The sequence below is a fragment of the Kaistella yonginensis genome, assembly GCF_030409525.1.
GTDB classification, from domain to species: Bacteria; Bacteroidota; Bacteroidia; order Flavobacteriales; family Weeksellaceae; genus Kaistella; species Kaistella yonginensis.
This window is the reverse complement of sequence record NZ_JAUFQB010000007.1, coordinates 139400-164651: the sequence shown is the minus strand read 5'-3', so window position 1 is coordinate 164651 and position 25252 is coordinate 139400. Positions and strand designations below refer to the sequence as shown.

Annotated in this window: 25 protein-coding genes; 15 read left to right on the top strand and 10 right to left on the bottom strand. The window is 36.5% G+C overall.

All coding sequences use genetic code 11. The features are described 5' to 3' along the window. Positions 1-4 precede the first annotated feature (4 nt). The 3 genes from QWY78_RS02945 to QWY78_RS02935 are packed head-to-tail and all read left to right on the top strand — an operon-like array spanning position 5 to position 5383. Positions 5-1663 carry an AAA family ATPase gene (locus QWY78_RS02945; protein WP_290216421.1) on the top strand — a complete coding sequence of 553 codons (1659 nt, stop codon included), beginning with the start codon at positions 5-7 and terminating at the stop codon, positions 1661-1663. Continuing rightward, positions 1647-2366, top strand: a complete 720-nt coding sequence (locus QWY78_RS02940; RefSeq protein ID WP_290216419.1) for a retron system putative HNH endonuclease — start codon at positions 1647-1649, stop codon at positions 2364-2366. The genes QWY78_RS02945 and QWY78_RS02940 overlap by 17 nt, the downstream gene beginning before the upstream one ends. Further along, a complete protein-coding gene (locus QWY78_RS02935) occupies positions 2363-5383 on the top strand; it encodes a type I restriction endonuclease subunit R (protein ID WP_290216417.1) in 3021 nt (1006 codons plus the stop codon). The genes QWY78_RS02940 and QWY78_RS02935 overlap by 4 nt, the downstream gene beginning before the upstream one ends. A 15-nt stretch (positions 5384-5398) precedes the next feature. Here QWY78_RS02935 and QWY78_RS02930 read toward each other — a convergent pair whose 3' ends face one another. Beyond that, a complete protein-coding gene (locus tag QWY78_RS02930; RefSeq protein WP_435389036.1) occupies positions 5399-5698 on the bottom strand; it encodes an AAA domain-containing protein in 300 nt (99 codons plus the stop codon). Between the two features lie 365 nt (positions 5699-6063). On the opposite strand from QWY78_RS02930, the gene QWY78_RS02925 reads away from it, so the two are divergent. Then, positions 6064-7173, top strand: a complete 1110-nt coding sequence (locus tag QWY78_RS02925; RefSeq protein ID WP_290216415.1) for a Fic family protein — start codon at positions 6064-6066, stop codon at positions 7171-7173. A 361-nt stretch (positions 7174-7534) separates the two neighbouring features. On the opposite strand, the gene QWY78_RS02920 is transcribed toward QWY78_RS02925, so the two are convergent. Further along, complete coding sequence (locus QWY78_RS02920; RefSeq protein ID WP_290216413.1) at positions 7535-7810, bottom strand: hypothetical protein; 276 nt, start codon at positions 7808-7810, stop codon at positions 7535-7537. A 286-nt stretch (positions 7811-8096) separates the two neighbouring features. On the opposite strand from QWY78_RS02920, the gene QWY78_RS02915 reads away from it, so the two are divergent. From QWY78_RS02915 to QWY78_RS02905, 3 genes are read left to right on the top strand one after another with little or no spacing between them, the layout of a single operon-like run. Continuing rightward, positions 8097-8387, top strand: a complete 291-nt coding sequence (locus tag QWY78_RS02915) for a hypothetical protein (RefSeq protein WP_290216411.1) — start codon at positions 8097-8099, stop codon at positions 8385-8387. Next, positions 8388-8936, top strand: a complete 549-nt coding sequence (locus QWY78_RS02910; protein WP_290216409.1) for a YqiA/YcfP family alpha/beta fold hydrolase — start codon at positions 8388-8390, stop codon at positions 8934-8936. A 24-nt stretch (positions 8937-8960) separates the two neighbouring features. Then, a complete protein-coding gene (locus QWY78_RS02905; RefSeq protein ID WP_290216407.1) occupies positions 8961-10082 on the top strand; it encodes a PDDEXK-like family protein in 1122 nt (373 codons plus the stop codon). Between the two features lie 61 nt (positions 10083-10143). Here the strand turns inward: QWY78_RS02905 and QWY78_RS02900 are convergent, their stop codons facing one another. Next, positions 10144-10497: a DUF2493 domain-containing protein gene (locus QWY78_RS02900; protein WP_290216406.1), complete on the bottom strand. Its 354-nt coding sequence runs from the start codon at positions 10495-10497 to the stop codon at positions 10144-10146. A 109-nt stretch (positions 10498-10606) separates the two neighbouring features. Here QWY78_RS02900 and QWY78_RS02895 point away from each other — a divergent pair, with 109 nt between their 5' ends. The 3 genes from QWY78_RS02895 to QWY78_RS02885 all read left to right on the top strand — a co-directional run bounded on the left by QWY78_RS02895 (position 10607) and on the right by QWY78_RS02885 (position 12468). Further along, positions 10607-11542, top strand: a complete 936-nt coding sequence (locus QWY78_RS02895) for a helix-turn-helix transcriptional regulator (RefSeq protein WP_290216404.1) — start codon at positions 10607-10609, stop codon at positions 11540-11542. A gap of 115 nt (positions 11543-11657) precedes the next feature. Then, entirely contained in the window at positions 11658-12140 is a 483-nt protein-coding gene (locus QWY78_RS02890) for a hypothetical protein (protein ID WP_290216401.1), read from the top strand. Continuing rightward, a complete protein-coding gene (locus QWY78_RS02885; protein WP_290216400.1) occupies positions 12130-12468 on the top strand; it encodes a cyclic-phosphate processing receiver domain-containing protein in 339 nt (112 codons plus the stop codon). Before QWY78_RS02890 ends, QWY78_RS02885 begins: the two co-directional genes overlap by 11 nt. A 705-nt stretch (positions 12469-13173) precedes the next feature. Here the strand turns inward: QWY78_RS02885 and QWY78_RS02880 are convergent. From QWY78_RS02880 to QWY78_RS02865, 4 genes are all read right to left on the bottom strand, one after another. Next, the gene (locus QWY78_RS02880) at positions 13174-13437 is read right to left on the bottom strand and encodes a hypothetical protein (protein ID WP_290216398.1); all 264 of its coding nucleotides are present in this window, start codon (positions 13435-13437) and stop codon (positions 13174-13176) included. Then, on the bottom strand, positions 13427-13693 hold the full coding sequence (locus tag QWY78_RS02875; RefSeq protein ID WP_290216396.1) for a hypothetical protein: 267 nt from the start codon (positions 13691-13693) through the stop codon (positions 13427-13429). Before QWY78_RS02875 ends, QWY78_RS02880 begins: the two co-directional genes overlap by 11 nt. 9 nt (positions 13694-13702) lie before the next feature. After that, positions 13703-14155, bottom strand: a complete 453-nt coding sequence (locus tag QWY78_RS02870) for a DUF5675 family protein (protein ID WP_290216394.1) — start codon at positions 14153-14155, stop codon at positions 13703-13705. Between the two features lie 90 nt (positions 14156-14245). Next, a complete protein-coding gene (locus QWY78_RS02865; RefSeq protein WP_290216392.1) occupies positions 14246-15049 on the bottom strand; it encodes a hypothetical protein in 804 nt (267 codons plus the stop codon). Between the two features lie 108 nt (positions 15050-15157). Between QWY78_RS02865 and QWY78_RS02860 the strand changes: the two genes are divergently transcribed. Continuing rightward, positions 15158-15715 carry a thermonuclease family protein gene (locus QWY78_RS02860; RefSeq protein ID WP_290216390.1) on the top strand — a complete coding sequence of 186 codons (558 nt, stop codon included), beginning with the start codon at positions 15158-15160 and terminating at the stop codon, positions 15713-15715. A gap of 123 nt (positions 15716-15838) precedes the next feature. After that, positions 15839-16873 carry an acyl-CoA reductase gene (locus QWY78_RS02855; protein ID WP_290216389.1) on the top strand — a complete coding sequence of 345 codons (1035 nt, stop codon included), beginning with the start codon at positions 15839-15841 and terminating at the stop codon, positions 16871-16873. A gap of 4 nt (positions 16874-16877) precedes the next feature. Here QWY78_RS02855 and QWY78_RS02850 read toward each other — a convergent pair whose 3' ends face one another. Then, on the bottom strand, positions 16878-17192 hold the full coding sequence (locus QWY78_RS02850) for a DUF4286 family protein (RefSeq protein ID WP_290216387.1): 315 nt from the start codon (positions 17190-17192) through the stop codon (positions 16878-16880). A gap of 146 nt (positions 17193-17338) precedes the next feature. Here QWY78_RS02850 and gyrA point away from each other — a divergent pair, with 146 nt between their 5' ends. From gyrA to QWY78_RS02835, 3 genes are all read left to right on the top strand, one after another. After that, on the top strand, positions 17339-19933 hold the full coding sequence (gyrA, locus tag QWY78_RS02845) for a DNA gyrase subunit A (RefSeq protein WP_290216386.1): 2595 nt from the start codon (positions 17339-17341) through the stop codon (positions 19931-19933). Between the two features lie 30 nt (positions 19934-19963). Next, complete coding sequence (locus QWY78_RS02840; RefSeq protein WP_290216384.1) at positions 19964-21352, top strand: tetratricopeptide repeat protein; 1389 nt, start codon at positions 19964-19966, stop codon at positions 21350-21352. Between the two features lie 323 nt (positions 21353-21675). Further along, the gene (locus QWY78_RS02835; protein ID WP_290216382.1) at positions 21676-23451 is read left to right on the top strand and encodes an aminopeptidase P family protein; all 1776 of its coding nucleotides are present in this window, start codon (positions 21676-21678) and stop codon (positions 23449-23451) included. 347 nt (positions 23452-23798) lie between these two features. Here QWY78_RS02835 and QWY78_RS02830 read toward each other — a convergent pair whose 3' ends face one another. Together QWY78_RS02830 and QWY78_RS02825 are read right to left on the bottom strand one after the other, a co-directional pair. Beyond that, complete coding sequence (locus QWY78_RS02830; RefSeq protein ID WP_290216380.1) at positions 23799-24143, bottom strand: nucleoside deaminase; 345 nt, start codon at positions 24141-24143, stop codon at positions 23799-23801. 113 nt (positions 24144-24256) lie between these two features. Continuing rightward, positions 24257-25237 (bottom strand): dipeptidase, encoded by a 981-nt coding sequence (locus QWY78_RS02825; protein ID WP_290216378.1) that lies wholly within the window; start codon positions 25235-25237, stop codon positions 24257-24259. Positions 25238-25252 lie beyond the last annotated feature (15 nt).

The window sequence follows — 25252 nt, the reverse complement described above, 5'->3', positions numbered from 1 at the left end:
ATTTATGAAAATTAACACTTTAGAATTAACCAATGTTCGTGGTTTTACCCATGCAAAACTCGAGTTTCAACCCGGTTTTAATTTAATCGTGGGTATAAATGGTGTGGGTAAAACTACAGTGCTAGAGAGTTTGCGTATTGTATTGTCACATATTTTATCTGAAATTAAAGTACCTGTAGTAACAGAGGAAAATTTTAAAAAATCAGATATAAACATTAACACCAATCAATTACAGGTGAATACCAATTTCAGTATTGACAATGTAGATTATGAGTTTATATATTCTAAGTCAGCTAAAGAGGTGTATTTTAAAGAAGTAGAATCTAATACTAGTCAAAACAAGGATTTAAGAAGGAAAATTGAAGCTCAAAAAACGGATCTCGCTCAATTGGTGGTAGATCAAAAAAAGTATGAAGATGCTTTAAATATTAAGAATTTGATCAATCATTTGGTTGTAAATAAAATAATTAAAAAGGTCAATTTCAGTAATTTAAAAGAAACGATTATAAATCTAAAACATTCCGAATTAAAAAAGATAGCTCCTAATAATGGCTCTGAAATAAGGGAAGTTTTTGAATTATTACAGTTTGTCACGGAGGATGAACTATCTGCAAATTTGCAAATATTAAATGATAATCCTGATATTGAAAATACCCTGGCTTTTACAAAAGAAGAAATAAACAAACTAGCTGGAAAAGAAAATACTTCTTCAACAATCCCTTTCAGAGTAGAAGGAATTCAACAAGAAGATATCATCGATTTTAAGACGCCAATTAATAGAAAAGAAAAAAACAATTTGTTAGGTATTTACTTTTCTACAAGAAGATCTTTAATGGTTAATCAAACTTCTAAAGTAATTAAGTCTAAATTATTTCACGCTGCAGCATATGTTGATACTTTGTCAGAAGTAAGAAGTTTCAATATTAAAATGTTTGCCGAGTGGTTTAATGTTCGGAAAACTTTAGCCTCTGAAAACTCGAAAAACGTAAATTATAATCGTGTAATAAAGTTGATTGAAGAGACAATCTATACCTTCATACCAGCTTTTACGGATTTAAATTTAGTTAAAGATAAGATTTCAAATGAACTTACATTTTCGATAGTTAAAGAAGGTAAGAAATTGTTATTTTCTCAATTGTCCGACGGTGAACGAGGTGTTTTGGCTTTAGTTTTTGATATTGCTCGAAGATTAATAATTGCAAATAATGATGCAGAAAATCCATTAGAAGGCCAAGCAATCATTTTAATTGATGAATTAGATCTGCATTTACATCCAAAGTGGCAAAGAACTATAGTGAGTGATTTGGTTCGCACATTTCCAAATTGCCAATTCATAGCGACTACGCATTCACCTCAAATTATATCTTCGGTACTTCCTGAGAAAATAAATATCATTAAAAACTTTGAAGTTGATCAGACCGTCAAAAGTTATGGTTTAGATATGAATTACATTCTTAAATTTATAATGGAGGATGATGATCGCCTAGATATTGCTAATCAAGCGATAGAAGCTGTTGAGGAATTAATTAATGATATTGAATTTGAAAAAGCACGTGATTTAATTGCAAAATATAAAGCTGATAATTTAGATTTATCTGAGTGGGTTGATCTTGAAGCTCGAATGTCGCATCTGGAAATGTTTGGTGATGAAGAGGATAATTAAACGTGATGAGCCAGCTAGTTATATTCAAATAAAGCTAAAGAATGAAAAGGCTGGTGTAAAAATGCGATATGATAAGAGTCTTGGTGCTGCTGAAAGAATTCCTATTAAAAATGCTTTACTAAAAGAACAAGGTTTCATCTGTGCCTATACCTTAAAAAGAATTGAATTAGATTCTTGTCATATAGAGCATTTAAAACCAGAAGAATTATGTCGTAAGCATCTTGAAGAAGGAATTGAAACCGTTTCCGATTTAGATTATTCAAATATGGTGGCTTGTTATCCAAAAGATGCTCCTAAAGGTGTTGCAAAACAAAAATATTTTGGAGCTATTAAGAAAGATGACTATTGGTCAAACGACGGAAAAGATTATATTTTGCCATTACATCCAAATTGCGAGAACCATTTTACTTATAATAAAAAAGGAGAAGTAACTGGAAATACAGCTAATGGTAAAAATACAATTGAATTGTTAGCTTTAGATCACAAACAATTAGTTTATGACAGAAAAAGAACAATTGATAATTTTATTGGAGTAAAAGATCCTATAAAAAAAGCGAAAACAATTCAGGCGTTATCCGAAATAGATAAATTACAAAATGGAAAATTTGTTGAATATTGCATTCCAATAAAACATGCTCTAAAAGAACATCTTAATTTTTTACAAAGGTTAGAAAAAAAGATGAAATACATGAAAAAATCATGAGTAATACCCAAACCAAAGAAATAGCATTTGAGAAAAGTATTGAAGAAGTATTACTGAACTCAGAATACCAAGCGATACACAGTAAATCATTTGATAAAGAAAAGGCAATTTTTCCGGACCAAATCATTGCATTCATCAAAGATACGCAGCCAAAAGAATGGACCAAGCTTGAATCTGTTCTGAAAGAAAATACTGCGACTCAAATTATCTACGACCTTACCAAATGGATCGAGTTACATGGCGTATTATCTACCTTACGTCATGGTTTCAAATGCTATGGCAAACAATTGCAAATGGCCTACTTCAAACCTTCACATTCTATGAATCAAGAGGTATTGGAAAAGTATGAGAAAAATATTCTGGGTATTACGAGACAGTTATATTACAGTACACGCAATCAAAATTCAGTCGATGTGGTATTGAGTCTTAACGGTATTCCTTTAGTAACTTTAGAGCTTAAAAATCCATTATCGCATCAGAATATCAACCACGCCATACAGCAATACAAAGACGATCGTGATCCTCGTGAACTGATCTTCGAATTCAAAAAACGTACTTTGGTTCATTTTGCAGTTGATACAGATCTTGTGGAAATGACAACGCGTTTAGCGAAAGATGCAACGCATTTTCTTCCATTCAACAAAGGAAATAACGGAGGGGCAGGGAATCCTGTAGATTTTGAAGGTTTAAGCTATAAAACGGCTTACTTATGGAAAGAAGTACTGCAAAAAGACAGTTTACTCGAAATTGTTTCAAAGTTTGTTCATTTGCAAATTGATGAAAGAATTACAGAAGAGGGAAGAAAAGTAAAAAAGGAAACTTTAATCTTCCCTCGGTACCATCAGCTTAAAGCGGTTCGTAACATGATTCAGACAGCTTTACTGGATGGTGTTGGAACAAATTATTTAATAGAGCATTCTGCAGGTTCTGGTAAATCAAATACCATAGCTTGGGTGGCTCATAGATTATCCTCTTTACACAAAGCTGACAATACAAAATTGTTTGATTCTATAGTAGTAATTACAGACCGTGTTGTATTAGACCGTCAGTTACAGGATACCATTTATCAGTTTGAGCATAAGAATGGGGTTGTTTTAAAGATTGATAAAAATGCCAAGCAATTGGCGGAAGCTTTAGAAAACGGAATTCCAATCATCATTACAACGATTCAAAAGTTTCCTTTTGTAACGGAACAGTTAAGGAAACTCGCTGAAGAACGTGGTGAAGACGGAAAAGGGATTTTAAAAACACGTAAATATGCCATTTTGGTTGACGAAGCCCACAGTTCGCAATCTGGTGAAACAGCGGCTGATCTAAAAGAGGTTTTAGGAGGTGAAGATTTGGCGAAAGAGGCAAAAGCAAGAGCCACCGAAGAAGGTGAAACAACGCTTGAAGCTTTATATCGTAATATGGCAAAACGTGGCCAACAAAAAAACATTAGTTTCTTCGCATTTACTGCCACACCAAAACATAAAACAATCAAATTATTTGCTACCAATGGTGAAGCTTTAGATAAATACACCATGCGCCAAGCCATCGAAGAAGGTTTTATTTTAGATGTATTAGAAAACTATACTTCGTATAAAACATTCTATAAATTAGTAAAAGCTTCCGAAGACGACCCCAAAGTTGAACGTAAAAAAGCGGCCAAAGCATTAGGACGTTTCATGCGTTTACATCCGCATAATATTGCGCAAAAAACAGAAATTATGATCGAACACTTCTACCAATCGACAAGACATAAGATCGGTGGAAAAGCAAAAGCAATGGTGGTGACAGGATCCCGTTTAGAAGCTGTAAAATACAAGCAAAGTTTCGATCAATTAATTAAAGCAAAAGGCTATAAAATAAAATCCTTGGTAGCTTTTTCTGGAGAAGTTAAAGACGACAAATTGCCCGATACCGTATACACGGAGGTGGAAATGAATAACGGTTTGAAAGAAAAATTATTACCGGAAGTGTTTGCAACCGCAGAATATCAGGTATTGTTGGTTGCAGAAAAATACCAGACAGGATTCGACCAGCCTTTGTTGCATACCATGTATGTCGACAAAAGACTATCGGGTATTCAAGCGGTACAAACACTTTCAAGACTAAATCGTACACACCCATTAAAAGAAGATACTTTTGTATTAGATTTTGTAAATGATCGGGATGAAATTCAGGCAGCATTTAAAACCTATTACGAAGGTGCGGTACTGGGCCAGGAAGCAGACCCAAATAATTTGTATAGAATTCAGCATGAACTTCTTTTAGAGGATATTTATTCCGCAGAAGATATTAATCAATTTGTCGCAGTGTATTTCAAACCTAGAGAAAAACAGAGCAACAAGGACCATGAAGCAATTAATTTTATCCTGGATTCTCCGGTAGAAAAATTTAGAAATTTCTTAATAGTTAACGAAGATGAAGCTGAATTATGGAGGGGTAAAGTAACGGCTTTTAAAAACTTATATATGTTTTTAAGTCAGATTATTCCATATCAGGATACGGATTTAGAAAAGCTGTATATTTTCTTACGTCATCTTTTCGAAAAATTACCAAAACGTAATAATGGGGCAAGCTACAATTTCGATGATACAGTTCGTTTAGAATACTACAGACTACAAAAAATTAGCGAAGGTTCAATCAGTTTGAACAATGACAAATCTTATAAATTGGATGGTCCAACAGATGTGGCAACTGGGTTAGTGCGTGAAGAAGAAGTTCCGTTTTCTAGAATCGTAGATGTGGTAAACAGTCGCTTTGGTACAGAATTTAATCAGGCTGATCAATACTTTTTTGATCAAATTGTGGAAACAGCAATAGCAGATGAAGACATCATCAAAGCTGCACAATCTAATCCGCAAGATAAGTTCACGTTGATGTTTAAAAGTGTTCTGCAACAGTTATTTATTGAACGTATAGACCAGAATGAAGAAATCTTTGCCCGCTATATGGATGAAAAAGATTTTAATAAAACCATCACAGATCTCCTTGCTAAAATAGCGTACAAAAAAATTACAGAGAATAATTAAACTGGTCGAAAACTGCTATATTACACACTTCGCTACTTCCAAATATCCACAGAAAGGATTCGCAAGTTTCATTTGGCTGGGCGAATGGCAGTCGGGTTCAAAAAGTCTCGCACTGCCTACTAGAATAAATAAGGCTCTCGCCCTAGAAATTGCTACATTAAATCGGTTCGGGCTGTATAGAAAATCCATGCCTCTTGGTGCATCTTCAGGCGTGGAGCTGGCCATACTGTAAATGATGATGGGCGACTCCTGCCCTTGGAATTTGTCAACAGTTCCAATTTCATAATTTGGTAACCTTTTCTGAAGTTCAAACACATTGTTGTTGTACGGGGTATAATCTTAATATCTGTCGGCTTAACTTGTTTTTTTTGTTGCTTAGCATCAATATAAAAAACATCCCCCGCTGCCGCACGAATCCTTTCGTGTGGTCATCATAAGTTTGTGCAAAGCCCCTTGTGGTAGTCTATGTATAGAGAGATCCATCCACTTTGTATTCTATCAATAGTTTGCAGTCGCAGCCTGCTCCTGCAAACTTTTTTCATAAAATACTTTCCTTGTGACTTGGCTAGAGTAATTACTGTCTCCGAAACAGCAATTCAAAATAAAGTGAGCCGATTATTTTCTGTAATCGGCTCAATATTTTCACTATATTTGAGCCGAATAAATAATGTAATCGGCTCATGAAATACATCTGGCAATCGGAAAAATTTCCTCAGTTTACCTTCCAAAAAGATAAAATTCATACTTTGGTAGAGAAATTTGCTCTGGAATTAGGCGAGGCAAATGGAATGATCAGTAGTTTTCGCGAGGATATGAAACAGGAAGTCTTCACCGAGATTATGCTTTCCGAAGCCTTGAAAACCTCCGAAATTGAAGGCGAATTCTTCAGTCGCGAAGAAGTAATGTCTTCTTTAAAAGTAAATTTAGGACTCAAAGATTTTCATCAGAATACCAAAAACAAAAAAGCAAATGCAATTGCTGCATTAATGATTGAAATCCAGAAAAAGGATACCAATCCACTTTCAGAAAAACAAATCTTACATTGGCATCAAATCCTGATGGGCAATGAAAAACGCATTAATGCTGGTCAGTTCCGAACAGGACAGGAACCGATGCAGGTGGTTTCCGGTCCGATAGGCAATTTTACCATCCATTATGAAGCACCTCCTTCCAAAGATCTTCCTTACTTAATCCCTCAGTTTTTAGAATGGTATCATCGGTTTTCAGAAAAAGGCTGGGGAAGAATTGGCGAGGCAATGCTCTTTGCGGCCATAACCCATCTCTATTTTGAAACACTCCATCCTTTTGAAGATGGAAACGGCCGAATAGGTCGTGCCTTAGCAGAAAAAGCTTTAGCCAACAAACTCGAAACTCCCATTTTTATAAGCATTTCAAAAGCCATTGAAAAAGATAAAAACCGATACTATTCCGAACTCAAAAAAGCCCAGCGGGATTTACAAATCACCGATTGGATCATCTGGTTTTTCGAGGTCCTCCAGAACGCATTGACCGATACGAAAAAAGTCGTTCTCTTCACCCTGAAAAAAACAAATTTCTTTGACCGCTTTAAAGAACAGTTCAATGAAAGACAATTAAAAGCCATCCATAAAATGATGGACGAAGGAGAATCGGGCTTTAAAGGAGGAATGACCGCCAAAAAGTACATAGCGATCAACAAAACCTCAAAAGCATCAGCCACCAGAGACCTGCAACATTTGGCAGAAATCAGGGCATTCATCCCAACAGGTGCAGGACGGTCGGTTTCGTACCATCTCAATCTGGAGGGATAAAATTTAAATCCCGCTGCCGTACAAATCCTTTCGTGATGATCAATAGACTGAACTCTATGTCGCAGATTTATAGTTAATGACCCTTGCATCCTAACAACAGAAAAATTATTCTAAAACGAAGATTTTTTTAGGACAGATATGGATAAGAAAAACCGATCTAAAAACCCACGCCCGGCCGCAGCAAATAACATAATCGCAATTATACGCAAATGGCCAGCGCGAACCGTTGTATTCCGCTCCACTTCGTTGCGTTCCATACAATCCAGCAGCATCTTCGCCTATAATTGAAGATTATGCTAAATGCTTTCCTTTTGTTTGGGCAAAGCCCGCACAAGCCAACGCCATCCAGCCGCCAGGTCAGTTATAATTTATTAGGGCAGGACACCAATTGAATACCTTCTAATCCCCATTCAGAAATTGATGTGCCATCCTGAGCGAAGTCGAAGGACACAAAAATGGTGCAGAGAGTTTCGGGATTGGCCATGTGGTTCCAGTCAATAAACTGCTTTTTTTCAGCGGAAACTTGTAGTGGCAGTTTATTCACTTTCACCACCGCGCACAGCAGTATTCCTTGCTGAGAAAAATTGCTCTTGCCACCTCTTTTTTCCAGCACACAGTATTCATACTTTAGTTTCATAGGCTAAGATTTTCAGTGTATGAATACCGCGTTCTGTAAAAGCCAGCGCGCAGCAATTTTCCCCATCAATCCAAACCGCTGCCTCTCCAGCCGCTTGTCACGTTCAGGTATCTGTTCACTATTATTGCTTATAGTACAATTGGTAAAGCACCATTTTTGTGCGAGTTGTTACCCCCATTTTGCCATTTATAGTGAGTCTTGTTAAAGGACAAAAAAAATATAAATCTTTAGGATCAAAAAATTTATAACGACATCGATTGTCGCCCAAGAGCTATACATTTACAATATGACAAAACAGAAATTACAAACAGAAAGTAAAATACCCGTTGATAACGGTACGACGGTCTTATTTCGTGAAACAATAAAGTTTGGTTCGCTGGATGCCACTTGGGAAAGTTGGATTTGGGAAGGCGTCCAGGCTTTTAGTGTGATCTTTAAAGTTGATGACATAAACAAATATTCTGATAAAAAATTACTGGAAATGACAAAGCACATCGTAAAAGATAGTAAGCCAAATATCAGCAGGAATGGCCAAGGGTTTGTTTTCGTAAATTATGGGTTTTCAATTACAAAGTAAATGTACATAGACAAGAAAAAACTCCTTTATATCCATGGCTACGGCTCAAACCGACAGTCTGCAAAGTACAGAGAGATTAAAAATTATTTTGAACATATCTACGATTGTAATATAATGGAATGGCAGGAAGACTCGATTATTTCTCTACTTCTTAGTAATACCGTAAAGCAATTTAAAAATTGTGAAGAACTAATCATCATCGGAGACTCTACAGGGGCAAATTTCGCCTTTCAGTTAAAGGAGCTCCGCCAGAATGAAGAAGACATCCTAATACTAATGAGTCCCTTATTAAATATAGAACAGAAAAATTTTGATATTTTATTTCCTATAACTTTATCTGCCCAAATAAAAAAAATGGTACCTTCGAAAAATTCTCTGATTATTGCGAGCCGGACTGATGAAGTCTTAAATCAGAGCATATTGTTCGATGAAAATACTTCACAATCTTTTACGCTATTAGAAGTTAATGATTCTCATTGTCTTGAAAATTTTCGCAAATACTTGCCCGCAATCAGGGCTTTTATATTAAATCAATATTTTAAATCTTAATTTTAATTCTATAATCTATTTTTTATGAAGTATAATTTTATCAAAGAAATTTCACGAATTACAGAAATGTACGACAGACATCGGAAAATGTCAGGCGAAGAGTTCAATATTTTTTCAATCATGAGCATGGAATCAGATGAAGTTTTCACTCATTCAGCACTGCTTGCAGAACTGCTCCATCCAAGAGGAACCCACGGGTTAGGTACTAAACCACTGGAACTTTTTGTTCAAAAATTTTTAGGCGCAGATTTTAAAATGAACTTTGAAAATGCAGTTTGCAGAAAAGAAGATCATATCGGCTTTACCAATGCCGATAAAACCGAAGGAGGCAGGATAGATATTGTCATTAAAGACCTCGAGGGCAATGTTATTCTTATTGAAAATAAAATATACGCGGCTGAACAACTGAATCAGCTGAAGCGCTACAAAAAACAATTTCCTGATGCTGAACTGTTCTATTTAACATTAGACGGTAAAGAAAGCGACCAAATTTCTATTGGGGATGATGAATTAAAAATCTACAGAAACCTTTCCTATAAGGATCATATTATAGAATGGATTTCCGAATGTGCAAAGTGGGCTTTTGATAAGCCTATGCTGCGCGAAATACTAAACCAATATACTTTTCTTCTTAAAAAACTAACAAACCAAACTACAAATAAAGAAATGGCAGCATTAATAAAAAATATCATTACCGATAACTTCGAAGCATCTTTTGAAATATATAAAAATTTCGAAGCGGTAAGTACTGAATTAAAAAGAAATTTGTTATTGGATTTAGTTAAAAAGTTAACTTCAGCATATCCTCTACTTAATTTTGAAATAATCGAATTTAAAGATTTTCCTGCAATATTGGGAACGGGTTTTCATAATAACAGGGAATTTAAATTTAGATTTAAAAACAATAAGTTACCCGTAATAAGTTTTAGGGTATTTGATGTTGAAGAGCGGAAAAATTTTTCAAATTCTTTCAAAATGGACATTGTTAATGACCAAATTGCTGCGTTCTGGAAAACATTACCTGTTTTAACTGATAATAAATTGTTTCCTGAGGAACTTGCAAATACCCTTACATTCTTCGAGAACGAGATTGTCAAAGTGATTAATGTAATCATACCTGCAAATTCAGAAGCGGTTTCACAATAAAAATAACTTTCTTAAAAAAAAAACGGAATGCGCACTGCATTCCGTTTATATAAACTGGCATTTAATATTCAACAACAAACAGTTTACGATGCATTTTTTTAGCTTTATTAATGCTATCCATAGTACCCCGGGATTTACCATCCCAAAAAGCAAATACAATATCGGACTTTTCAACGATTTCCGTATTTCTCAGCAATGCCGCAGACCTACCGTATTTTTTGTAATCCGGCCGGTAAACAATCAGTTCAATTTCCATTTCGGCAGCATATTTCTCAGCGAGAGTATCCGTTCCGGCTGCACCCCCCGTAACAATAGCATTGATAAATGTTTTATTATCAATATACTCATTTAAAACTTTTTTCATCAATTCATAATCGTTGAAATCGCGGCCGCCAACAATAGCAATATTTAGCATAACATTTAATTTTAGTCAAAACTACCGTTGGGGCGCGTCAAAGAATGTCGTTACAAAAATTATTGCTATTTTTAAAAATATTTTTTTCTCCATTAAAACAGTTCCGCGAATGTCATTACTTGAAACTTTTACCCGTCACCGTATCATCATTCAGAAATTACGGATGAAACCCTTTACATTTGAGGAACTCAAAGCCAAACTGAATATAGAATCTGACATTATTGGGGGTAATTATGATATTTCAATACGAACTTTCCAGCGCGATATTCGAGATATATCGCAGTTGTACAGCATCGATATTTCCTACAATAAGTCGACAAAACGATATGAGATTTACTCCGCAGAGGATGATCAATATTCCGAACGGCTTTTTGAAGCGTTTGATGTCTTTCAGGCCCTGAAAGCCCATCAGGAATTCTCGGATTATGTTCAATTTGATACAGGAAAACCTGAGGGAACAGGATATATGGCAGACCTCCTTGTTTCAATAAAAGACCGAAAACAAATTCAAGTTACCTACCAGAAGTTTTGGTCTGAGAAACCTGAAATAAGGGTGCTGGAACCTTATCTACTCAAAGAATTTCGCCGGAGATGGTATGTTTTTGCGTATGATTTGAAGGTGAAAGATTTTCGTGTTTTTGGGTTAGACCGAATAAACAACTTGCTGGAAACAGGAGTTAAGTTTCAATACCCACAATCCATCGACCCCAAAGAGCAGTTCAAAGAGGTATTTGGTATTATCGGTTCATCGGCCGATTTTACAGTTCAGGTGGTGACGCTGTCTTTCCGTAAAAGTCCCACAGATACCGTCGATATACCTAATCAGGGCGAATATATCAAATCAATGCCACTCCATGCTTCTCAAGAAATTGTAAAAGATACCCCAGATGAAATAGTGGTAAAAGTTAGTTTGAAACCTAATTGGGAGTTCATCATGGAAATCCTTTCTTATGGCGAATATGTTGAAGTCTTAGAACCTCAATCACTGCGTGTAATTATTCAGCAAAAATTAATGACCACGTTGTCCATTTATAACAAGAAGTAATCTCCGGCATCCATTACACACCGTTTTCTTCAATTTTTATAAACCATATCAGTCTGCGTCATATTTTGTCGTCCTTGAGCGCTATTTTTGCTTCTAACTATTAAAAATTACAGATATGATGACAGAAGAGCAGATTAAAAAATTTTCTTTAATTAATGATAAAATCAGAGCAGAAGAAATCAGGGCAAGGAAATATTTGATCAAACTTTGTGATGTACTTGATTTACAGGTGAAGAACGATTTAATGGATGACTACGAGTACGAAACTCATTTTTCTGTTTTTAGTTATGACGAAGAGTTTTGCCAATCGAGGCGTATAGAAGTAGGAGATCCCTTTTGTCAATCAAATATTTATTCCCTTTCACCCAATGATCCAGAGTTTTTTTATATGGATTGGTTTATACATGGTTGGATGGGATTCGAACAGTTGAAAATCTTTCATTTCGGCTATCTCATGCACTGCCTGATAGACCATAGTGGTCTCTCATTTGAAGAAATTTTGGCAATTGATGATGTGTGGATTGAAATAATTGTGCGTCATCAATTTTTTAAAGATAAAACAGACCTTAACCCTTCTAAAATTATAAATGCAGAATAAATCAATAAAACTTTATCTGGATGATATGCGTTCCACTCCAAAAAATTTTCATCGAGTTTATGATTATGATGAATTTGTGTTATTTGTCAATGCTCACGGCCTTCCAGCTTTTATAAGTTTCGATCACGATTGGGGTTTGGGAAAAACAGGTTACGATTGTGCAAAGTTTTTGGTTGACTACTGCCTCGATAATAAGATAAATACAATTAATTTTACGGTTCACAGTCAGAATCCGGTCGGTAAAGAAAACATCGAAAAATTACTTAGTAACTTTAATAAGTTAAAATTTTTTGTTCATATCCATCGCTTTCCCATGTTCCTCCAGTAACTGTCCGGCGGAGCCGTACAGTCACTGAGCCTGTCCTGAGCCCGCCGAAGGATCACCGCGCGCAGCAGAATGCCGGTACATCGGGATTGCGTTATTGAATTTTAGTTCCGGTGTACAGTCATACAGCTGCCTTTCCCAACGCTCGCAACCGCTTTGAATAATCGTCTTCGAAATAAAACAGTTTATAAAAAAACGATCTCGACGGTTATCAATCGGAAGACCCGACCATAGAAAAAAATAAAAAAAAGAAAGTAAAGATATACCGTCAGGAAAATGTGCTGTCAATATCAAGCCCTGGCGGGTTTTTTGCAAAAAATATAGCCGTCTAAAATACTACGTCTATATTTTTTGCAAAAAAATATTGCATCGCATTTTCCTTCCAGAAGGGTATTGCACTTTCTTTTTTTTCCTTTTTTCTTTTGAAAAATTTTCAACGAAAGATCGTTACCAAATCCAAAGTTTAGCTTTAAGAAAGTACAGTCTGGAATTCCAATCAGTTTGGTAAATCCAATTTCTAAATGTAAATTTTTAATTTATGTCTCCTACTTAAAGGCTGTTCAACCGACCCTTAAAGGCTATATATTCCACCTAATTAAACAGACCGAAGCAACATAAAGCAAAACACAGAAAAACCTGCCTAAAAGACAGGTTCTCACAAATAACCAAATTACACAAACAGTCTTTAACCAGCCTATCAGGTGTGTTTTATTTGAAGTTTTCGCCAGGTTTGGAAACGTTTTTTCCGTATTCTTCTGAACTGACAGCGGTCTGACTGACCGCACCGATGATGGTTCCACCCAAAAACAAATAGCCGCCTATAGAAATAATTCCTGCAGGTAAAGAAACTGGAGAAGCAATCAGAGCACCACCAACGGCAGAGAGGGTAAGACCCAGATTTCGCATAATCCTAAACCATTTTGGTGTAGGTGCTTGCATTCTTCTGACTAGATTTAGATTTCTATTTTTCATAGTCTTGATTTTTAATTTGTGTAAATTCAATTTTGTTAATCCTTTGTTCTAAATATTCGACTTTTTGATTTAGAAGTTCATGACCATTCTTAAACTCTGATTTGATCAGTAGGGCAGTAGTTTTGACTTCTGTCAGATTTTCTCCCATCTTTCGGAAATCATTGTGAAGCTGCCGTATAAAAAAAGCAACAACTGCCAAAAGAACACTACTTGTAAAGCCAAAGAAGATGCTTACTGTAATTTCATTTTCCATCATTTCATGTTTTTAAAATTGGAAAATATTTTCAATCACAATACCAGAATCCTTGCTTTTTGTAATGGATAAAAGTTTTGGATAAATCATTTTGTAAGCATCAGTGCTTTGCAATACCTGAAAATTGCCATCTTTTTTAATCCAGGAAAGACCGCAAAGTGGACAACCTGCGGTTTCGCTGATTACATTTCCGATATGAATGTAAACTGCGCTGAAAGTGGGAAGTCCGGCAATCTCAATCATGCCTTTATGATTGGTGCCAAATTTTTGTGAATATTTGGTGTTCATTCCGCCAACCGTATTAACCTTTAAAGCAAATGATCCAATAGGAATAGCAGTTTGTTTCATGATTTTTACTTGTCGGATTTTATCCTCCAATAAAAAACACTGGAAAATACCATCGATATATAAATGGGAAAGAGTGCTGTTTTTGCCTTCGGCAACTCTAATTATTTTTGTTCTCATTGTGTTGTATTTAAAATGTTGAGTACACTATTTAAATTGATTCAATCAAAAAAGCCTTCTCTTTTGAAGAAGGCTTTGAAAGATTTATTATTAAAATACTTCTTCGATACGCAAACAGTTTCCACTGGCAAACGGATAATATTGGCCGTTGACTTCCTGATAAAACTCGATGCCAATACACTGAACTACTGAAACGTCAGCACCTAGTACGGGAACACCAGGAAGTGCTGCATTGATTGTTCCTCCGGCATAAGATGCATTCATGGGAATGTATGTTGAGTAAGCAATATCACTCAATTCATTATTCACGTTGTCATCCGGATCATAAGTTCCGGTAGTTGGATTGTATGAAAAATCAGACAGGACTGCCAATGCATGCAGAATGCGGAAGTGAGTTGCCCCTCCGGGAGCAGAAATCATTTCAACGGGATTAAATGCAGGAAGAATCAAATCGCCCTCATTTCTATCTACGGTATGATTAACGTCGTAAGGCGCGTTAAAAACACCATTGATGGAAATGTTTTTATCGAACTCGAATCCTTCAAGGTATTTTCTTTGCGAAGAAATTTCAATCTTACGGTAACCTCGGGCTTCAGTTCCATCTTCCAGATTGATTTTCTTCATTACTGAAGTTAATCTTCCGGTAACCTGCGGATCCGTAAACGTTCCCATTAGTGAGGAAAGAGCCGTTCTAAGAGATTTTCCTGCTTTTGCACTGCCTCCGAACTCATTCATGTTTTCACGGGTTCTTTCGAACTCTGGTGCAGTTTTAACCTGCTGCGCAGTAGGACCACCTACCATTCCAGCGAAAAATCCTCGCTGACCTTTAATTTTGAAGTGTCTCACGTCGCCAATTGTGCCAACGTATTTCATAAGACCTTTTTGTCTTGCCATTGTTTTAAGTTTTTAAATTGAGAAAAGATAGTATAACACTGTTGTCTAGACTATTACAAATTTCAATCATTATCTTTATAAAAACAATAGATAAAATACTGTAAACCAATGAAATACAACGCAAATACACCAAATGGAACAGAAACTGAGAGTAGTACCGCCGAACATCCTTCTGCGAAATATTTTAGAATCCCCAACATAAGAACAGAAACTTTCTGGCTCATCGAAAGAGTGCTGGACGGTGACAGTTTAATTGTAAAAGAAGAATTTGGTCAATACCAAAAAGAAATAAGATTGTACGGCCTCGATGCGCCCGAAATACACCGGAACAGAAAGATCCGTGAAGATGAAGCCAAGAGTCATATTCCTGCGAGCCTATTACTTCAATATGGTCGGATGAGTTTGGATTATCTGCTGCAAGTAGCACCTCCGGGAACCAGGGTAACAATCTTAACAGAAAAGGAAAATCAGTTGGACTTTTGGAAGCGCCAATTAGACTATATCATTCTACCTTCGGGCGAATGTTTGAATGAATTATTAATAAAAAACGGGTGGGCAAAACCCAGCAGTTCATACTATTGCTTTAGTTTGCATTACTTTCAGGAATTGAGTACTTTAGCGAGAAGAAATGACGCAGGAATCTACGGCTTTAATAAAACATTTTAAAAAGTTGTACTCATGTTGTACTAAGCAAAATAAAAAAGTAAGTGAACCCAGTAATTTAGGTAGTTTACCGAGAATTGTTTTATTTTGTACAAAATTACTAAAAATACCTCAATTTTCCATACAATGATTATAGAAAAGCAAATTTCGGGACTTTCTAAATTAAGTGCTTATATTAAAGATTTTTTAGAAAAGAATCCTGATATTTTTAATGAAGATGATGACCTATTTTACGGAGTTTTACGGAAATCTCAAAATGAAAATTCATGGTTCACCCTCGAAAATCAAAAATTTGCCCTGAAACAATGGGCAGATCTGCTGGATGATCGCAATATAGAAAAATGGATTTCTGCCTATGAAACTGCGACTACTCCTAAAAAAGTGGGTTTGATTTTAGCGGGAAATATTCCGATGGTAGGTTTTCACGATGTAATTTCAGTGATCTTGAGTCAGAATATTCCATTGATTAAATTATCTTCAAAAGATAAAACGCTATTGCCTTTTTTACTGGTCAAATGGAATGCGTTTTCAGAAGGAAATATTCGATATGAATTTACCGAAAGATTAACTGATTTTGATGCTGTGATTGCGACAGGAAGTAATAATACCGCGCGATATTTGGAATATTATTTTAAAAACTCATTGAGTATTATTCGTAAAAATAGAACCTCGGTTGCTGTTTTAAAAGGAGATGAAACCCTGGAGGAACTTGAGCTTTTAGCCGAAGATATTTTCCATTATTTTGGGTTGGGTTGTCGGAATGTTACGCGGCTTTTTATACCGAAAGACTTTTTAATCGATCGTTTGTTTGAAAGTTTTCTTCATTATAAAGAAGTCATCAACCATCACAAATACGCCAATAACTATGAATACAATCGTGCCATTTATTTGCTGAATCAAGATGCTTTTTGGGACAATAATTTTGTGATGCTTAAAGAAGATGACGCTTTATTTTCGCCGCTTTCTGTACTGAATTTCAGTCGCTATGAAGACCTGGAGGAAGTACAGCGTTTCATTGATGAAAACGAAAAAGAAATTCAGGCAATTGTGGCAAAACCAGACTTGGGATTTGACTCCATTTATTTTGGTGAAGCACAGCATCCAGGCTTAGATACTTATGCCGATAAAGTGGATACGATGAAGTTTTTAGAACTAATCTGATGACTTAAAATCGTGATTTTTTTGGATTTAAGTACGTTTTGAAAATCATGACATTTTCTCCAAATTCTTTTAGAATTCTTTCCGTAATATTCGTTAATTCAATTTCTACAAAATCCTGGCGCTTTTCTTCATCCTGAAAAATCAAGAGCAGGTTGGTATTTTTGCCTTCCGATATCATTTCGCTTTCAACTTCAGAAAGAATGTATTTTTCTGCATCGATTAAATTTTCAATCATTTGGTGCAACTCATTTTCCAAGTATTGATCCCATGCATTACTGATGGATTCTGTGGTGTGAAAGGTGATACTTAAAACGCTCATTTATTTAACTTTTTTTATGATTTTCTGAAGAAATTATTGGGCAAAAATCGGTATTTTTTTCGTAATTTAGCACGTTATTAAAATCAGAATTATAAGAAAGATCAAGTGTAATTATAACTGCTTGATTTTCATTTTATTAAAATATTATGCATACAGAAGGAGAAAGGTTAATTCCTATCAACATTGTTGATGAAATGAAATCCTCTTATATCGATTATTCGATGTCGGTCATTGTTTCCAGAGCGTTACCCGATGTAAGAGATGGCTTGAAGCCGGTTCATAGAAGAGTATTGTACGGAATGTACGGCTTGAACGTTTTTTCAAATAGAAAACACTTAAAATCAGCGAGGATTGTAGGGGATGTTCTCGGTAAGTATCACCCACACGGTGATAGTTCCGTTTACGATGCTATGGTAAGAATGGCGCAACCGTGGAGTTTGCGTTATCCGCAGGTTGATGGTCAAGGTAACTTTGGTTCCGTTGATGGTGATCCGCCAGCGGCCATGCGTTATACCGAAGCAAGATTAAAAAAGATTTCTGACGAGATTTTAGCAGATCTTGATAAAGATACGGTTGATTTTCAAAATAACTTCGATGATTCCATGACGGAGCCCACTGTTATGCCAACCAAAATACCAAACCTTTTGGTGAACGGAACTTCGGGAATCGCTGTAGGGATGGCCACCAACATGGCACCACATAATTTGTCGGAATCCATTGATGCCATTTGCGCTTATATCGACAATCCTGAAATTACCATCGATGAGTTGATGCAACACATCATTGCCCCAGATTTCCCAACCGGTGGAATCATTTATGGCTACGATGGTGTTCGTGAAGCTTTACATACGGGACGTGGTCGCGTAGTGCTTCGTGCAAAAGTTGGTTTCGAAGAAATAGGGAATAGAAATGCAATTATTGTTACCGAGATTCCTTATCAGGTGAATAAAGCAGACATGATTGCCAGAACTGCAGAATTGGTTAAGGATGAAAAAATCCCGGGAATCTATGAGATCCGCGATGAATCTGACCGCCAAGGAATGCGGGTGGTTTATGAATTAAAACATGATGCGATACCGAATGTGGTTTTAAACATGCTTTATAAGTATACTGCGTTACAAACTTCATTCAGTGTTAATAATATAGCCTTGGTAAAAGGGCGTCCGGTGCAGTTAAATGTGAAGGACTTGATTCTTCATTTCGTAGATCACAGACATGAAGTAATCGTTCGCAGAACAAAATATGATTTAAGAAAAGCCAGAGAAAGAGCGCATATTCTTGAAGGTTTCATGAAAGTGATTGGTACACAAGATGATTTGGATAAAGCAATTGCCATTATCCGTCACAGTGCTAACCCAGCCGAAGCGAAAGAAGGCTTAATGAAAGAATTCGATCTTTCTGATATTCAGGCGCAAGCCATTTTAGATTTAAGATTGGCTCGTTTGACTGGAATGGAACTCGACAAAATCCGTGCAGAATATGACGAAATTATGGCATTGATTAATGATTTGGAAGATATATTGGCAAATGAACCAAGAAGATATCAAATCATCAGAGAGGAAATGATCGATATGAAAGAAAAATACGGCGACGAAAGACGTACGGAAATTGATTATTCGGGTGGCGAAATGTCCATTGAAGATTTAATTCCAGACGAAAAAGTAGTATTGACTATTTCTCATGCAGGATATATTAAAAGAACTTCACTTTCAGAATATAAAGTACAAAGTCGCGGCGGCGTAGGAAACCGTGCTGCAACAACCAGAGATGAAGATTTCTTGGAATATATCGTAGCGGCAACCAACCATCAATATATGCTTTTCTTTACCGAAAAAGGAAAATGTTTCTGGTTAAGAGTATTTGAAATCCCGGAAGGATCCAAAATATCTAAAGGGAGAGCGGTGCAGAATTTAATTAACATCGAACCAGATGATAAAATTAAGGCCTACATCAGAACCAATGATTTGAAAGATTTGGATTATGTAAATCAAATGAATGTGGTGATGATTACCAAAAACGGAACCATCAAAAAAACTTCATTAGAAGCCTATTCTAGACCGAGAACCAACGGAGTAAATGCCATTGAAATTAGAGAAAACGATCAATTGTTAGGAGCACGATTAACAGATGGAAATGCTGAGATTATGATTGCCACTAAGAATGGTAAATGTATTCGTTTCCCAGAAGAAAAAGCCAGAGCAGTCGGAAGAGGTTCCATCGGTGTTCGTGGGATTACTTTAGATAAAGATGATGAGGTAATCGGCATGATCGTTGTCAATGATGTAGTGAATGAAACCGTTTTGGTAGTTTCTGAGCGAGGGTATGGTAAACGTACCGCCGTAGAAGATTATAGAGTAACCAATCGTGGTGGTAAAGGGGTGATTACTTTAAATGTTACCGAAAAAACCGGTAAACTCATCGCTATTCAAATGGTAACTGATGATGATGGTTTAATGATCATTAATAAATCAGGGGTTGCTATCAGAATGGGTATGGATGAAATGCGCGTGATGGGCCGAAATACACAAGGAGTGAAAGTAATTAATCTTAAAAAGAATGATGAAATCGCTGCCATTGCAAAAGTTGAAATGGATAAAGAAGTGATTGTTGAAGAAGCAGAACTTGTTGAAGGGGAAGAAGGTACAGAAGTATCGCCAGGCAGCGATGCCGACTTAACTATTGAGCCAGAAACCAATCAAACCGACGAAAATTCGGATTCAGAAGACGAATCTGAAGAATAATAAATCAACCAAATTTTTAATTAAAATAAAATGAAAAAAATATTTTTAAGCGCAGCGCTGCTAGCAGTTGCTTTCGCATTTGGACAAAAAAAGGAAATCGCAGCCGCAGTAAAAGCAATTGATGCGGGGGACATCGCGACCACCAATGCACAAATTGCACAGGCAGAAAGCGCAATGGGAAACAAAACCTATCTTTTGGAACCAGCTCTTTTGGAACAATACTATTATGCAAAAGGTTTAGCCCTTTTAAAAGCAGGTAAAACAGCAGAAGGAGCTACCTATCTATCAAAGATTAATGATCTGGCAAAAAACAAAATATTTGTAGGTAAAGATGATTCTAAAAACAAAGTATATTTTGTAGGAAAAGCTGCCGCGGATCAATCAGGTATACAAGGTTTAAAAGAAGAGTCCTACGTGCCAACATTGACTAATAAACTAGCGGGTGCGGTTAATCCTGTCATCGAATCTGCAAACAAAGCCGCTTTAAATGCATATAATGCAAAAAAATATGGTGAAGCTGCCCCCAAGTTTCAAGAGGTTTATAACTTGTTAAAAGCTGCTGGTCAAGATAATAAGAAATATTTGTATTATGCCGGACTCACCTATGCACTTGCAGATAAGAAAAAAGAAGCCAGTGAAATTTATATGGATTTAATCAATTCTAGCTACACCGGAATTGAAACAACCTACACTGCTAAAAATAAAAAATCCAATGAAGTTGAAAATTTAGAAAAAACAACTTGGGAGCTTTATAAAAAAATGGGAGCTACCTCAGACTACACTGAATTTAAAACAGAAACCTCAAATAGTTTAGAGCAGGAAATTTACGAGACCACTGCAGCTTTACTTAATGATATCGATAAATCTGAAGAAGCGTTGTCGGTTATTGAAAAAGGATTGAAAAAATTCCCGGCAAGCACCAAATTAACAGAACTTCAGGGAACTGCTTATTTTAAATCTGGAAAAACAACCGAATTTGTAAACAATTTGAAAGCGCAGCTCGCAAAAAATCCTAATGATGCAAGCAATTGGTACAACTTAGGCGTTTTGCAAAGTAAAGATCCGGCGACGGAAGCAGATGCCTTGGCTTCTTATAAAAAAGCCGTGGAAATAAATCCTAATCTAGCAGTGGCTTGGCAAAATCTAACGTACATGGTCATGGGTGATGATCCAAAAGCAGTTGACGATTATAATGACGCCAGAAAAGCAGGTAAAATTGAGCAGGCCAATAAAATTATTGAGGCCAGAAGAGCGCGCCTCGCAGCAACTTTGCCTTACGCAGAAAAATGGTATGAAAGTGATTCTAATAATATCGATGCAGTCAGCTTATTAAGAGGATTGTATTTGTCAAATAAAAAGGATGCTAAATATCAGGAGTTCAAAGCAAAAGAAGAGGCGATGAAAGCCGCAAAAAAATAGCCTTTTAATCAATAGATTTTAAAAGTATATCGAATTCAGTTTCGGTATACTTTTTTTTTGAAGTAAAGGTGGTTTTTAGAACCAGAAGTTTCCGGTTTTTATCTATAAATAATTCCGGCTTTCCCATGCAATCCCCTGAAAATTCGCGGCGCTCCTTCAAATCCTTTCGTAAGGTCAACTTCAAATCCTCATCCGTGACAAGGTTATTTGTAAAAGCTCTGTACTCATCCGTAAATTAAAAATACCTATTTTTATAAAAACTTTAAGACCCAACTTTTTCCAGACCTCTAAATTCTTCGTAAATTCACCTCAAATTTATATGTATGACTTCATCAGAAAAATTAGGCACACTTCGCCAAAAAATGGCAACCCACACAATAGATGCTTTTATTGTGTATTCTGCAGATCCACACATGAGTGAATATTTGCCGGCAGAATGGCAAGAAAGAACTTGGCTCTCAGGCTTTACAGGTTCGGCAGGATTTGTTGTAATCACAAAAGATAAAGCAGGTCTTTGGACCGATGGGCGCTATTTCGTACAGGCACCCAAAGAATTGAAAGGCTCCGGTATCGATCTATTTAAAGATGGAATGGAAGGAACACCCAATTATATCGATTGGATCAATGCTGAAATACCGGAAAACGGCGTAGTTGCGGTAAATGCCATTGCTACCTCCCATGCAAATTGGGAATTGTTGACCGAAAAATTAGCCGCAAATGGCAACAAATTGGTCGATTTACCTTTATTAAAAGATATTTGGACCGATCGCAAAGATCCAAATGCTAAAAAAAATCCCATTTTTATACAACCTGTCGAAAGAGCCGGAAAATCGGTTACGGATAAATTACTCGATATTCGGACCAAAATGGAAGAGCAGAATGCTTCCGTTCATATCATCTCTAGTTTAGATGATGTCGCCTGGACGTTGAATTTACGTGGTAGTGATGTTCAATCTAATCCCGTATTTTTAGGATATATTATTTTAACTAAAAATGAGGCAAAATTGTTTGTTGATTTGGAAAAGCTCGATGTTGATTCCAGAAAACAAATGGAGGAGTCGTGCGTAAAAATGCTTCCGTATGAAAATTTCTATCAAGAATTAAAAACCTTCAAAAACGAAAAGGTATTGGTTTCGCCGACCAGTAATCAATCTATTTTTGAAGCATTGAAAGAAAATAACACCTTCATTAAAGCACCAGTGCCAGGAAACTTAATGAAAGCCATTAAAAATGAAACCGAACTTGCTGGTTTCCGCACCGTCATGCAACGGGATGGGGTGGCGATGGTGAAATTCCTGTACTGGATAACGCATCAAGCGGGTAAAGAAACCATGAATGAATTTTCGATCGGCGAAAAACTAAGAGGATTTCGTGCAGAAGGTAAAAACTTCGTCGGCGAAAGCTTTGGCAGCATTGTGGGTTACAAAGAAAACGGTGCGATTATGCACTATTCGGCACCCAAAGAAGGCAGCAAAGAAGTGACCAATATCGATACGATTCTAGTCGATTCTGGTGGTCAATATTTAGAAGGAACCACTGATATTACGCGGACTTTTGCCTTGGGAACACCTTCCGCTGAGTTTAAAACCGATTGCACTTTAGCACTGAAAGGAATGATTCAATTGTCGATGGTCAAATTCCCAAAAGGAACGCGCGGTGTGCAGCTCGATGCATTTGCACGCTTGGCACTTTGGCAAGAAAGCAAAGATTACAATCACGGAACGGGTCATGGCGTCGGCAGTTTTATGAACGTACACGAAGGTCCTCAGAATATTCGCAAAGACATGAATTTTCAGGAACTTATTCCGGGAATGGTATTGTCTAATGAACCAGGTTTCTACTACGAAAACCACTATGGAATCCGGCATGAAAATTTGATTGCCGTACGGGAATTAGAAACCACTGATTTCGGTACTTTCTACGATTTCGAAACCTTAACCATTTGTCCATTTGACCACAAGGTTATTGCCACAGAATTATTAACGCCACCTGAAAAAGACTGGCTCAATAATTACCATCAGTGGTGTAAAGAAAAATTAGTAAACGATCTGGAAGGCGAAGTCAAAGACTGGTTCCTAGAGCAGGTGAAACCATTATAAAAAGTAAAAAGTGTAGATTTTTCTACACTTTTTTTATTAGGGCGTGTCCCTTGCCACTGCACTGCCCTAGGCTTGGGTCGGGCTATTCATTACAATTTTTTTGTTTTCCATCAGCAACTTCCAACGCAACAAACAAAAAAGATTTTCATTACTATCCCTCACGCAGAGCAGTAATGCTAACAAGCTTATTTATTCTAAAAGGAAATATTGATCAAAATCTTACTAACATTTTAATCTATTTTTTCGACCAGTTCAATTGATGCAGTTTTTTGATCTCTTCCAATAAATCACCAGTTGCGGGACTACGAACTTCTATATTTTTAATTAGATCTTCCACTGGTAAGAAGTTAATTAGGAGAAAGTATTCTATCAAATTCTTTTTGCCATGCTCCGAACTGCTTAGCAGAACTCAAATAAACCAGTGCGCCTAAACCAACCCAGCCATGAGCAGCGGCGCACATCGGGCAATGTTCACCAGTCGTGTACATGGTTGTTTTCGCTCGTTGTTCTTCAGATAAATGCTCTGCAGCCCAATAAGCCAAGTCAATTTCCGGATGGGCCAGAATCGTTTTTTCATTACCGCGGTTTCTTGCCTCTGCAATGAATTCTGCGCCTTCGTTGACCAGTACAGAACCGAAAGCTTCATCGCCAGCTTCCATAGCTTCTTTCGCCAATTCCAGACATCTCCGCAAATATTTTTGATCGAATTCTTTTAATTTTTGAGCCATCTTATTTTATTTTGAAATTAATAAATCACCACATCATCCTATCACCAAATCAACAGATCATCCTATCATCACATCAACTACTTCCAAAGTCTTGCAATAAAATCCAGAGCATTCTTACTGCTTATTTTATTCGCCTGTTCAGCTCCAAATTGATTTTCAAAAACCTTATTAATTTCGGGATAACAACCCGCATTATCATGCTCTTTAAAATAGAAAGGAATCCTTGATTTATCCGGATGGCTTTTGGTGTAAAAATAATCCGCACCATAACAGATCGTATTTTCACCGCCCAATTCCAAACCATGTGCCACGTGTTCTTGCAGGGAATTTACCTTTTCTGGATTCACAAAAGCCCGCACAAAGTTAAGTCCGATCAATCCTTTTTGATGAATGATTTCTGTGGCAACATCATCGGGTAAATTCCGCTTATGATCATAAACCGGACGGTAATTAGAATGACTTGCAATTATTGGAACGCTGATGTTTTCTTTCGAAATATAATTCAGAATATCGTATGCCAAAGCATCACTCGTATGCGAAAAATCGATGGCGATATTTCTTTTGTGTAGATAATCAATTAATGCTTTTCCATCATTTTTTAAGCCAGCGGTAGAAAAATTACCACCACCAAATCTATTTTCTGCATGATGCGTAAAACTGATGTACATGATCGAGCCCGCATTTTCGATAATTCTTTCCAAATTTTCAAAGCCTTGTTTCAGAGGGATGTTTTCATCGCAAAAAGCAGATCCACTTTCTACCGAAGCCAACATTCCGATATTTTCGTTGCTGCGTAAATTTTCTAAATGTTTTTTTTCAAAACGGTAGAGTTCATTTTTTTCATCATTTAATCTTTTAAATAGTTCACTTTGTTGCAGTCCATATTCATGGCTTTTTTCTACGGTCGGTGCAAAAATTGCCATGACTTGCAATTTTACATTTCCCTCTTTTAAATAAGGAATAGCACAACCCATATCTTCGGTATTGTAAATGCTGGAGTTTGATCTGGTAAGATAACTGAGTAAGTCACAGTGAAGATCGATAACAGGTTTTTTCATTATTTCAGTCGTTTA

Excerpts from the sequence above, each read along its gene's own strand:
- QWY78_RS02945 (WP_290216421.1), top strand. The coding sequence starts at position 5 with ATGAAAATTAACACTTTAGAATTAACCAATGTTCGTGGTTTTACCCAT.
- QWY78_RS02940 (WP_290216419.1), top strand. The coding sequence starts at position 1,647 with ATGAAGAGGATAATTAAACGTGATGAGCCAGCTAGTTATATTCAAATA.
- QWY78_RS02935 (WP_290216417.1), top strand. The coding sequence starts at position 2,363 with ATGAGTAATACCCAAACCAAAGAAATAGCATTTGAGAAAAGTATTGAA.
- QWY78_RS02925 (WP_290216415.1), top strand. The coding sequence starts at position 6,064 with ATGAAATACATCTGGCAATCGGAAAAATTTCCTCAGTTTACCTTCCAA.
- QWY78_RS02920 (WP_290216413.1), bottom strand. The coding sequence starts at position 7,810 with ATGAAACTAAAGTATGAATACTGTGTGCTGGAAAAAAGAGGTGGCAAG.
- QWY78_RS02915 (WP_290216411.1), top strand. The coding sequence starts at position 8,097 with ATGACAAAACAGAAATTACAAACAGAAAGTAAAATACCCGTTGATAAC.
- QWY78_RS02910 (WP_290216409.1), top strand. The coding sequence starts at position 8,388 with ATGTACATAGACAAGAAAAAACTCCTTTATATCCATGGCTACGGCTCA.
- QWY78_RS02905 (WP_290216407.1), top strand. The coding sequence starts at position 8,961 with ATGAAGTATAATTTTATCAAAGAAATTTCACGAATTACAGAAATGTAC.
- QWY78_RS02900 (WP_290216406.1), bottom strand. The coding sequence starts at position 10,497 with ATGCTAAATATTGCTATTGTTGGCGGCCGCGATTTCAACGATTATGAA.
- QWY78_RS02895 (WP_290216404.1), top strand. The coding sequence starts at position 10,607 with ATGTCATTACTTGAAACTTTTACCCGTCACCGTATCATCATTCAGAAA.
- QWY78_RS02890 (WP_290216401.1), top strand. The coding sequence starts at position 11,658 with ATGATGACAGAAGAGCAGATTAAAAAATTTTCTTTAATTAATGATAAA.
- QWY78_RS02885 (WP_290216400.1), top strand. The coding sequence starts at position 12,130 with ATGCAGAATAAATCAATAAAACTTTATCTGGATGATATGCGTTCCACT.
- QWY78_RS02880 (WP_290216398.1), bottom strand. The coding sequence starts at position 13,437 with ATGAAAAATAGAAATCTAAATCTAGTCAGAAGAATGCAAGCACCTACA.
- QWY78_RS02875 (WP_290216396.1), bottom strand. The coding sequence starts at position 13,693 with ATGATGGAAAATGAAATTACAGTAAGCATCTTCTTTGGCTTTACAAGT.
- QWY78_RS02870 (WP_290216394.1), bottom strand. The coding sequence starts at position 14,155 with ATGAGAACAAAAATAATTAGAGTTGCCGAAGGCAAAAACAGCACTCTT.
- QWY78_RS02865 (WP_290216392.1), bottom strand. The coding sequence starts at position 15,049 with ATGGCAAGACAAAAAGGTCTTATGAAATACGTTGGCACAATTGGCGAC.
- QWY78_RS02860 (WP_290216390.1), top strand. The coding sequence starts at position 15,158 with ATGAAATACAACGCAAATACACCAAATGGAACAGAAACTGAGAGTAGT.
- QWY78_RS02855 (WP_290216389.1), top strand. The coding sequence starts at position 15,839 with ATGATTATAGAAAAGCAAATTTCGGGACTTTCTAAATTAAGTGCTTAT.
- QWY78_RS02850 (WP_290216387.1), bottom strand. The coding sequence starts at position 17,192 with ATGAGCGTTTTAAGTATCACCTTTCACACCACAGAATCCATCAGTAAT.
- gyrA (WP_290216386.1), top strand. The coding sequence starts at position 17,339 with ATGCATACAGAAGGAGAAAGGTTAATTCCTATCAACATTGTTGATGAA.
- QWY78_RS02840 (WP_290216384.1), top strand. The coding sequence starts at position 19,964 with ATGAAAAAAATATTTTTAAGCGCAGCGCTGCTAGCAGTTGCTTTCGCA.
- QWY78_RS02835 (WP_290216382.1), top strand. The coding sequence starts at position 21,676 with ATGACTTCATCAGAAAAATTAGGCACACTTCGCCAAAAAATGGCAACC.
- QWY78_RS02825 (WP_290216378.1), bottom strand. The coding sequence starts at position 25,237 with ATGAAAAAACCTGTTATCGATCTTCACTGTGACTTACTCAGTTATCTT.